Source organism: Mesorhizobium sp. M0830, from assembly GCF_040319965.1.
Classification (GTDB): Bacteria; Pseudomonadota; Alphaproteobacteria; order Rhizobiales; family Rhizobiaceae; genus Mesorhizobium.
Map to the genome: position 1 here is coordinate 1 of NZ_JAMYOR010000108.1, position 9,526 is coordinate 9,526.

Genomic DNA, 9,526 nt, shown 5'->3' on the forward strand with positions numbered 1-9,526 from the left:
GGCATGCATCGTGAGATACTCGGCGATGAGGCGCCGCATTGCGGCATCATCGTCAATGACAAGAACATGTTTCAACGGCACACCTCGTTTTGGGGGTTGGGCCCCGATCAGGGTTGCATTACCTGAATCTGCAATCAAAAGGCATGTATTAGTGATGACATTACTTGAAATTGAACAACTGGTTCTCAAAACCCTCAACGCTCTAGTTGCCGAAAAAGTAGAGGTCTCGATGACAACCAGAATGCGGGATCTCGGCCTCGACAGCCTCGACTATAACGAGCTTGCTACGGCGATCGAGAGCCGACTTGGCTGGTTTGTCGACGATTACAAGCTCTGGCAATACGAGTCCGTAAGGCATGTCGCCGACGCCGTCGCCAGTCAGGAGTTGCGCACCGCGGAACCACCAGCAGTGCGGCAAGTGCTGGAGTAGTGCTGTAGGCACAGGTTACGGTGAGGGCAGCTTGGGCGGCGGTAGCTATGGCCATTGCTCCGCTGTGGTTTGTATCCGTGACTGGTGTGTTTGAGAACTGTTGGGTCAGCCCGGTCCATGTCGCAGTGCCGATGCCCCCTTGGTGGCGTTGCCCGCAATTGCGATCGCTGCGCCCAGGGCACCAATGCTGACGGTCGTTGTCAGGCCACCCGTTGAATTGTTGTCAGAGGCAACAGTGCCCACCACACCATCCCAATCGGTGGTCGTATAGACCGACATGTAGTCACGGAACACGCTCTCACTATACGTGGTCACGATCGTTGCCGTCGTACCGGTTGGCACGAGGGCTGACCACACTGACAGATAGACCACACCAGAATTGAAGATGCTTTCCACCTGAGCGAGAAGGGTGGCAGCCACACCCCCAATCGTCATACTGTTGACGGTCACTGCACTTTCGGTGTCAGTGGTCTCAGTTGTCACGATGACACGACGATTAGCGTGTGGCGCGACAAGAAGCGGAATGCTGGTGTGGGTGTAAACGGTCGTGGCAGTCGAGTCTTCGTGAGTGCCATTGAAGACCAGATCTATCGGGAACATTTTCTCCCAGACGCCCGAGCTGCGCACATAGACCTGTCGAGCCTTGGTCCAGAGGCTTGAGATTTTCACCCAGACGGCGCTGGCCGCCCCCCAGACCCCGGAGGCTTTGACGTAAAGGGCCATTACGGCTGCACCCAGAAATCACCGTCCACGCCGCCAGAAGGGGCAGCGGCCGAGATCGTGACGCTGCGATTTGCCATCGTGCCGACGCCGAGAAGCGCCTTGGTCTGGGCAATGGACTGCGGTCGACGATAATTGTCCCCGGTGCCGTCACTCGACACGCGACCGACGAAGCTCGTCACAGCGTCGGCACCTGTGGCGTAGGTCGAGCGGTACAAACGCGTCGTGATATCACCAGCGCCATCGCGCTGAGGCGATGAACATGTATGGCGAGAGCAGAACGTTTGGGGCGGGGCGGGACGAAGAGGTTGCGGAGGGCTGACAAGGTCGAGACGAAGCGTTGCAGGCCTCTCGGCGATCGGACCCCTGCATCATCCGCTCCCGTTTTCGCGGCGGCACATGGGAATTCTCCGCTCCGTTGTTCAACCCCTTGTGCGACCGGTGCTTGACGTCCGGCATCACCTGTCGCTTTGCCGCTCCATACGAGCGCAGCTAGTCGGTGATCATGCGCTTCGGCGCGAGCCCCTGCTTCTTCAACAGCCGCGTCAGCAAGCGCTTGGCGGCCTTGGTGTTGCGGCGGTTTTGCACGATTTCGTCCAGCACATATCCATCCTGGTCGACGGTGCGCCACAACCAAAGCTTTTTGCCGGGCGATGGTGACGACCACTTCGTTCAGGTACCAGACGTCATTCCGGCACGGCGGCTTGCGGCGCAAGCAGCGAGCGCAGTCCAGCCCGAACTTGATGCCCCACCGGCGACTTGTCTCATACGAAACCACGATGCCGCGTTCCAGCAGCATTTCCTCAACCAGGCGCAGGCTCAGCGGAAACCGGAAATAAAGCCAGACCGCGTGGGCGATAATAGGCGGCGGAAATCGGGGGGCGTGTAGCTGACGGCGGGCGTATTCATGCCCCCCGGCGTCCATGTCGCAAATCTTGACGATTGCTTTGTGTGTCAAGCCCGCCGCAGGTCTCAACGCGTTCAATGCAGACATTGTGAAAATCGCCCTATTCCGCCTTTTTTTACCGCCCCTTAAGTCCCCCGCTCGCATGCTTGTCGATGCCATTGAACTCATAGCCATCGGCCAAGGATTTTGGAAAATATGTTTCCGCTCGCAGCAGAAAACGTGAGAGTCGCTGTAGGCCTAACGTTAAGGGGAGAGAGCGGTTTGATTGGACGAAATGGGTACCGGAGTACCGAGTCATGAAGCCACGAGGTAATCTGGTCCGACTGAAGCAATTTCAGGTGAATGAGAAGCGGCGACAGTTGCACCAGCTAGACATCATGATTGCCGATTTCGAACGCATGGCGCGAGAACTGGACTTCCAGTTAAACGCCGAGGAAACGAAGGCCGGCATCTCCGATGTCAATCATTTCGCTTATCCGACGTTCGCCAAGGCCGCTCGCCTACGTCGTGACAACGTCAAGAATTCGCAATCGGACCTTCTGCGGCAGAGAACCGCAGCCGAGCCATGCCTCGCCGAGGCTGAAGCAGAGCTCTCCAAGGCGCAAATGCTAGAATCGCGCAGCGGCAGAGGCCACGACCTCGAACCCGGCAACCGAAGCGCCATGATCGGCTGAGCCGGATGGCTTCAGCGCGCCTCATTCGCGACACCCGACTGGCCGTTGGCGCGCGAGAGGCGTGCGGGCACTGTAAAGATATCAGCGTATTGATGCAGCGATAGCTGGTCGGGACGGCTGTCATGCTGCGGCGACATACGCGATTTTGTTCCAGATTTGCATGGCGGCGTTACGCAGGTATTGGGGGAAAGTGGAACTGGTTGGCACTCGGATCATCGGTGGAAACGAACCGCTGCCGGCGGATCGGCGCCTGGCGGCAACGCCTGGCGCTTTCGGCGGCGGCGGTAACGGCAAAGCAGGCTGGCCGGTCGAGGATGAAGCGGCACCTGCGCGATGCCGTTCTGCTCACGGCCGGGAGACGGGGTCGGCCCCGCCGGCCGGATGCTGCTCGCTTGGCGCGGCATCGTAAAGTCAACCGACAGCTTATGAAGATGTGCGTACATTGGGCCATGTCAGAAGTTGCTCGTGATCCGCTCTATGGTCGCCACCGCTTTCCCGCCGAGATCATTGCGCACGCGGTATGGCTCTACTTTCGCTTTCCGCTCAGCCTGCGCATGGTTGAGGACATGCTGGCGGCCCGCGGCATCATCGTCACGCATCAGACCGTTCGAAGCTGCGCGGAGAAATTCGGACGGCATTCCGCCCAGGAGATCAATATCAGCCGGCTGCCTGGGCGATAAATGGCATCTCGACGAATGTGTCGTGGCTATCAGTGGCAAGAAGCAGTGGCTCCGGCGTGCCGTCGATCAGGACGGCTTCGTGCTCGAAGTGCTGGTACAAAGCCGCCGAAATGCCAAGGCGGCAAAGCGTCTGATGCGCAAGTTGCTGAAAGCTCAAGGGCGGACACCACGGATCATGATCACCGACAAGCTCCGATCCTATGATGCCGCCATGCGCGACCTCATGCCCGGCGTCGAACACCGGTCGCACACAGGCCTGAATAATCGAGCGGAAAATTCGCACCAGCCGACCCGACGACGCGAAAGGATCATGAAACGCTTCAAGTCGGCACGCCAGCTTCAGCGGTTCGTTTCCATCCATGATCCGATTGCCGACCTGCTCACTTTCCCTGCAATGCGCTGTCATCGGCTCAACATCGAGACCTGCGTAACGCCCCATGCAAATCTGGAACAAAATCGCGTGTGTCGCCACAGCGTGACAGCCGTCCCGGCCAGCTATCGCTGCATCAAGCCGCTGAAACTTACAGTGCCGGGCGCGCTGCTACCTGAATTTCCTTACCGCTCAATCAATGTGACAGCACCGATTCTTCTCAACCGCGGCATGCCCTAAATCGTCACTTGCGTTCCGATCTCGACGACGCGTCCGGTCGGGATCTGGAAGTACTCCGTCGCGTCGGCCGCCGTACGCGCCAGGCCGATGAACAACCGGTCCTGCCACACCGGCATGCCGGAATTGGGCGAGGCCTTGAGCGAACGCCGTGACAGGAAGAACGAGGTCGTCATGATGTCGAACTTCCAGCCTTGCTTGCGGCAGATCGCCAGCGCGCGCGGGATGTTCGGCTGCTCCATGTAGCCGAAGGTCAGCGTCACCCGCATGAACAGCTCGTTGACCGTCTCCATCTTGACCCGGTCGCTGTCGGGCACCACCGGTTGCGGCGCGGTCACCACCGAAAGGATGACGTTCTGCTCGTGCAGCACCTTGTAGTGCTTCAGGCTGTGCATCAGCGCGGTTGGCGCGCTGAGTGGATCGCTCGTCAGGAACACCGCGGTGCCGGACACCAGCTGCGGCTTTTTCTTCAGGAGATTGCCGGCGAGGAAATCGAGCGGGATTTCGTTGCGGCGGGTCTTGTCGAACAGATAGCGGCTGCCGCGCACCCAGGTCCACATAGCCAGCACAATGGTGAAGGCCACCGCCAGCGAAGCCCAGCCACCCTCGAACACTTTGACGATGTTGGAGGCAAAAAAGCCGACATCGATGAAGCCGAACAGCGCCGTCATGGCGACCGCCACCCACAGCCGCCATTTCCAGATCCGGGTCATGACGACGAACAGCAGCACCGTCGTCACCAGCATGTTGCCGGTCACCGAGATGCCATAGGCGGAGGCGAGCTTGCTCGATTCGCCGAAACCGACGACCAGCAGCATCACCGCCAGCGCCAGCAACAGATTGACGCGCGGCATGTAGATCTGGCCCGACTGCTTCTCCGAGGTGTGCAGGATTTCCAGGCGCGGCAGCATATTGAGCTGCACCGCCTGCCGGGTCAGCGAGAAGGCGCCGGAGATGACCGCCTGGCTGGCGATGACAGTCGCGGCCGTCGCCAGCACGACCATCGGGATCAGCGTCCAGCCTTCGTTCATCTCGAAGAATGGATGGCCGACGACGCCATTCTTGGCCAGCACGAAGGCGCCTTGCCCGGCATAATTGAGCAGCAGGCAGGGAAACACGATCGCCAGCCAGGCCAGCACGATCGGCTTGCGGCCGAAATGGCCGAGATCGGCATAGAGTGCTTCGGCGCCGGTGACGGCGAGGAAGATGGCGCCGATGGTCACGAAAGCGACGTCGGGCGAATTGATCAGAAACGCGACGATGTAGTGCGGGCTCACCGCCCACAGGATTTCCGGATCGGCGATGATGTGGTTGAGCCCGGAAAGGCCAATTGCCAGGAACCACACCGCCGTCACCGGGCCGAACACCAATCCTACCCCGCCCGTGCCGAAGCGCTGCACCGCAAACACCATGGTAAGAATGACCAGTGTCAGCGGCACGACATAGGGCTGGAAGGTCGGCGTGACGACATTCATGCCCTCAACCGCCGACAGCACCGATATCGCCGGTGTGATGACGGCATCACCGAAGAAAAGCGATGCCCCGACGATGCCGATGCCGAGCATCAGCGCCGAGCGCTTGGGGAAACTGCCGCGCGCCAGCGCCATCAGCGACAGCACGCCGCCCTCGCCGCCGTTATCGGCGCGCAGCACGAACATGATGTACTTGATGGTGACGATGATCGTCAGCGACCAGATGATCAATGACAAAACGCCGAGGATATCGCCGCGCTCGGCGACATTGCCGCCCGACGACGCCACCAGCGCCTCACGGAACGCGTAGATCGGGCTGGTGCCAATATCGCCATAGACAACGCCGAGCGCGCCTAGCATCAGCACCTCGGGGCTTTGCTGTTCGATTGCCGGATGGCTCGACTGTTCGACGGGTTCTGCCTCGCTACCAGTATTGGTAAGGACCATGGACGACACTCCGATAAGGGGCGGCCCTCTACCTTTGCTGCACTGCAATATCAAGTGCCGCGACGTAATGGCTCCGTATGCGGACCGCATTTGTTGCCGCACCGGCGGATTGTCTCATACGAAACCACGATCCCGCTCCCGGGCCATTTCCTCGACGAGACACAGGCCAAGGGGACCTGAAGGAGGGCCAGACCGGATGGGCGATGATCTGCGGCAGGAAACGATGGCGCTGCTTGTAGCTGACGGCATGTCTTTCTCCTTTGTGTGTCTGCCAGACGAGCGGGCGGGCACGGAAGTGGTCGCGCTCTGGCTGCCAGACATACTCGTCCAACCTGATGAAAACCTGACTTGTACACCCAGCCCAAACAGGTGCGAGGGGTCGGTCTATTACCAAAGGCTCTGAGGGCTGATTCTCTAGGGTTCGGCATTCAATACACCGAGCGCTTGCGGAGGCCGGCGTCGAACCCGCAGTGGGCAGTGTCGGCGACTCTTTCGATAATGCTCTCGCGGAAACGATCAACGGTCTTTACAAGGCCGAGGTGATCCATCGACGCGGACCCTGGCGCTCATTCGAGGCCGTCGAGTTCGCCACGCTCGAATGGGTCGACTGCTTCAACAATCGCCGGCTGCTGGAGCCCATCGGCAACATCCCGCCGGCCGAAGCCGAGGAACGCTACTACGGCATGTTGGATGAACCAGCCATAGCCGCGTGACTCAAACGAAACGGCCACCGGAATGCCCGGGGCAGTTCACATCGCATTTGATGCCAGCTTCATCGTATTTTCTTCGGCTTGGACGGGCACTTGGCAGACCCACAGAGCTGGGAACCCTTTGCCATACTACAACTGTAACATCATATCGGTTTAGCAGGTCAAGCTTTGGTGGTAACCTCATTGGGTAGAATAACTACTTTGGAGGCGAGCAATGGATCGCGATAACAAACGGGCACGTGCAGCTGCAAGATCATCTCAAGGCGTGGGGAGCAGTAGCCTCCGTGACGTTCCAGAGGGGCCATTGAGCGATGTTGCAGAACGGCTGGTAACCGCTAACCCGCGCGATACAGCGCGAAATCTTGGGGGCTTCAAAGGCCTCGGGACGCACGAGCGAACAGCCGTTCGGGGCACTCAACCCGGGCCAGAAACTGACCTCGCGAGATTTGAAAGGCGGACCAATCGTCTTGGACGATCAGCCATCGATCTGGCCGCGACATTAACAGCCGAATTGGGGTACAGCACGGATGACATAGCATTGCAGAAAGTCGGAGCGGCCAGTAATCTAGGCGATTACCTAACGCCAGGGCTGCAAGATGCTATTGTTAATCGCATTGGCAACATGGATCCGCCGTCGCAAGCTCTCGGAGCTTATTACGTTGCGCCACACTTCAGTAAGTTTACTGACGAAAACAAATCTCGCATTCTTGATCAGGCCATTGGATTGGCTTCTTCTGATCCGGATGGCAATGTCAGGATGATGGCATCCAATGCTATTCTCAACATGTATCAACAGTTAGACGCAAACCAACAGGCCCAAGCTCACTCAGTTTTTCCCGGCATGCAAGACATCTTGCCGCACATGCCGCCGCCGCAGCATGCAGCAGAGGAACGGAGTGCGAATCTGGACGGCCACATAGCAGGTATTGAGGCTGCAGTCCGTGATACAGTAGGCCCGCAAACCTCGTATGAACAGCTGCAGCGGGGTGCTCAAATCGGGCGGTCCATAAACCACGCCTTCAATCACGCCCGAGAGGACCTAATGGAGGCCACCAGAAGCAGAGATCGCTCCGGCCGTTGAGGTCTCGGCCATGGTACAGTGACGCTTTCTCTCCCGAATTCCGTTTACGGCCTTGCCGTTTCCAATTCGCTGGCCGTTGACGTACCTGCTTAGTGTAACTTTCAAAAACCACGTCTGCCGGGTGATGCGCTGCAAGCATCGCACCACCCGCTGCGGCATCGATCTGTCGAGCGGCGACATCGCGCGACGCCGGTTCGGTCTCTGAAGCACGCGCAGCATTAGCTACGGCTAATCCGGCAATGGAACAATGCTTTCAACAAAAACGACGCCCCCCAACATAGCCATTAGCATCGCGTGCTCACTCGCCGTGGGCTTCTGTGCGGCAAGTCTTTACGCAACCTTCCGCCACGGCGGCAGCGGCGAGGCTCTGATGGCGTTTGATGTCCGTGCCTTTTGGTTTGAGACGCCCTTCTATTTGGGTTTCGCAACCCCCGTTTTCTATCGGGGCGCGGCTATCGTGCTCTCGACGTCCGCGGTCGTCTTGCTGATTCAGCAGATCGTATTGCGCCGCAAGCTCGAACACCACGGGACGGCTCGTTGGGCTCGAGTGGATGAAATGCGACGCACGGGATATCTGCGACGATACCGTGGCGTGACAGGGCCGGTGTTTGGGAAGACAAGTGGCCCTTTCTGGCCTGGCTACTACCTGACCAATGGCGAGCAGCCTCACAGCCTCATCGTTGCACCGACCCGCGCTGGCAAGGGCGTCGGCATAGTCATTCCAACGCTACTTACATTCAAAGGCTCGGTGATAGCTCTGGACGTCAAGGGGGAGCTCTTTGAGCTCACCTCGAGGGCGCGCAAAGCCGCAGGTGACGACGTGTTTAAATTCGCGCCGCTGGATTCGGAGCGGCGCACAAACTGCTACAATCCGCTGTTGGATCTTATAGCGTTGCCTCCACAGCAGCAATTCACCGAAGCCCGCCGCTTGGCCGCAAACCTGATTACGGCCAAGGGGGAGGGCGCGGAAGGTTTCGTCAGCGGCGCGCGAGATATCTTTGTCGCGGGAATCCTTGCCTGCATCGAGCGGGGCACGCCAACAATCGGCGCCGTCTATGACCTCTTCGCCCAGCCGGGGGAGAAGTTTAAGCTCTTCGCGCGACTCGCCATGGAGACCCAGAACAAAGAGGCACAACGCATCTTCGACGACATGGCGGGGAACGATACGAAAATCCTAACCTCCTACACTTCCGTGCTCGGCGATGGCGGGCTCAACCTGTGGGCGGATCCCGCTGTAAAGGCGGCCACAAGTCGCTCGGACTTTTCGGTCTATGATCTTCGCCGTCGCAGAACGTGCATCTATCTTTGCGTTGGTCCGAACGACCTTGAGGTGATCGCGCCTCTGATACGCTTGTTTTTTCAGCAAATCGTTTCAATTCTGCAGCGGTCGCTGGCCCGCCGGGATGAAAAGCACGAGGTTCTCTTCCTGCTCGACGAGTTCAAGCACTTGGGTAAGCTGGAAGCGATCGAGACCGCAATCACGACTATCGCGGGCTACAAGGGGCGTTTCATGCTCATCATCCAAAGCCTTTCGGCACTGACGGGGGCTTATGGAGAGGCTGGCAAGCAGAATTTTCTCAGCAATACCGGACTGCAAGTGTTCATGGCCACGGCTGATGACGAGACTCCGAACTACATTTCCAAGGCCATCGGTGAATACACGTTTGAAGCCAAATCGATTTCCCACAGCCAGGCGCGAACGTTCGACTGGACCATTCAGAATTCACATCAAGGTGCACCGCTATTGCGTCCCGAACAGGTTCGGCTGCTCGATGACGACTACGAGATTGTTCTCATC

The 9,526-nt window shown here is 58.9% G+C and carries 7 protein-coding genes and 5 pseudogenes; 7 read left to right on the forward strand and 5 right to left on the reverse strand.

From position 1 onward, the window contains the following. Positions 1–75 (reverse strand): annotated as a pseudogene (locus NKI20_RS32820) (DNA-binding response regulator); the annotation flags it as partial. Positions 76–154: 79 nt separating this feature from the next. Here NKI20_RS32820 and NKI20_RS32825 point away from each other — a divergent pair. Next, complete coding sequence (locus tag NKI20_RS32825; protein ID WP_023679571.1) at positions 155–430, forward strand: acyl carrier protein; 276 nt, start codon at positions 155–157, stop codon at positions 428–430. Positions 431–535: 105 nt separating this feature from the next. On the opposite strand, the gene NKI20_RS32830 is transcribed toward NKI20_RS32825, so the two are convergent. From NKI20_RS32830 to NKI20_RS32840, 3 genes and pseudogenes are all read right to left on the reverse strand, one after another. After that, positions 536–1,153 carry a hypothetical protein gene (locus NKI20_RS32830; RefSeq protein ID WP_023737119.1) on the reverse strand — a complete coding sequence of 206 codons (618 nt, stop codon included), beginning with the start codon at positions 1,151–1,153 and terminating at the stop codon, positions 536–538. Beyond that, on the reverse strand, positions 1,153–1,332 hold the full coding sequence (locus tag NKI20_RS32835; RefSeq protein WP_031194388.1) for a hypothetical protein: 180 nt from the start codon (positions 1,330–1,332) through the stop codon (positions 1,153–1,155). Before NKI20_RS32835 ends, NKI20_RS32830 begins: the two co-directional genes overlap by 1 nt. Beyond that, a pseudogene (locus NKI20_RS32840) lies at positions 1,329–2,059 on the reverse strand (IS6 family transposase). The gene NKI20_RS32835 and the pseudogene NKI20_RS32840 overlap by 4 nt, the downstream one beginning before the upstream one ends. A gap of 294 nt (positions 2,060–2,353) precedes the next feature. On the opposite strand from NKI20_RS32840, the gene NKI20_RS32845 reads away from it, so the two are divergent. The 3 genes and pseudogenes from NKI20_RS32845 to NKI20_RS32855 all read left to right on the forward strand — a co-directional run bounded on the left by NKI20_RS32845 (position 2,354) and on the right by NKI20_RS32855 (position 3,890). Then, positions 2,354–2,731 carry a hypothetical protein gene (locus NKI20_RS32845; RefSeq protein WP_023679574.1) on the forward strand — a complete coding sequence of 126 codons (378 nt, stop codon included), beginning with the start codon at positions 2,354–2,356 and terminating at the stop codon, positions 2,729–2,731. Positions 2,732–2,853: 122 nt separating this feature from the next. Further along, positions 2,854–3,105: pseudogene (locus tag NKI20_RS32850) on the forward strand (DUF1403 family protein); the annotation flags it as partial. 75 nt (positions 3,106–3,180) lie between these two features. Beyond that, positions 3,181–3,890, forward strand: a pseudogene (locus NKI20_RS32855) (IS6 family transposase). Positions 3,891–4,017: 127 nt separating this feature from the next. On the opposite strand, the gene NKI20_RS32860 reads toward NKI20_RS32855, so the two are convergent. Then, positions 4,018–5,937: a potassium transporter Kup gene (locus NKI20_RS32860; protein WP_023766567.1), complete on the reverse strand. Its 1,920-nt coding sequence runs from the start codon at positions 5,935–5,937 to the stop codon at positions 4,018–4,020. Positions 5,938–6,380: 443 nt separating this feature from the next. Between NKI20_RS32860 and NKI20_RS32865 the strand changes: the two are divergent. From NKI20_RS32865 to virD4, 3 genes and pseudogenes are all read left to right on the forward strand, one after another. Continuing rightward, a pseudogene (locus NKI20_RS32865) lies at positions 6,381–6,650 on the forward strand (integrase core domain-containing protein); the annotation flags it as partial. A gap of 301 nt (positions 6,651–6,951) precedes the next feature. Beyond that, the gene (locus NKI20_RS32870) at positions 6,952–7,728 is read left to right on the forward strand and encodes a hypothetical protein (RefSeq protein ID WP_245260339.1); all 777 of its coding nucleotides are present in this window, start codon (positions 6,952–6,954) and stop codon (positions 7,726–7,728) included. Between the two features lie 247 nt (positions 7,729–7,975). Beyond that, the coding region (virD4, locus tag NKI20_RS32875) for a type IV secretion system ATPase VirD4 (protein ID WP_352559169.1) at positions 7,976–9,526 on the forward strand (1,551 nt) is incomplete at its 3' end.